A 281-nucleotide genomic window follows, 5' to 3' on the forward strand; every position below is an offset into this window, starting at 1 on the left:
GCTCTATTGTCAACTACAGAATGCGGAAGCGCTGAAGGCTTATGGCGCGGGCGCATCGTATGCGATCGGGCCGGCGACCATCGCGCTGACCTATACGCATAGCCGCCTCGAGCATAGCCAGTACTTTGCCGATAGCGCCAATCCGCAGGGCCGCAATATTGCGTTCGATATCGGCGAAGTGAACCTGACTTACGCGGCTACGCCGTTTTTGCAACTGGGGCTCGCCTATATCTATAACAATGCGAAACCCGACGGCGGTTCATCGACGCGTTTTCATCAAG

The 281-nt window shown here is 56.2% G+C and carries 1 pseudogene; it reads left to right on the forward strand.

Annotated elements, in window-relative coordinates:
• Positions 1–281: pseudogene (locus tag NCS00_RS33230) on the forward strand (porin); the annotation flags it as partial.

The organism is Caballeronia sp. AZ1_KS37, from assembly GCF_023631165.1.
Lineage (GTDB): Bacteria > Pseudomonadota > Gammaproteobacteria > Burkholderiales > Burkholderiaceae > Caballeronia > Caballeronia zhejiangensis.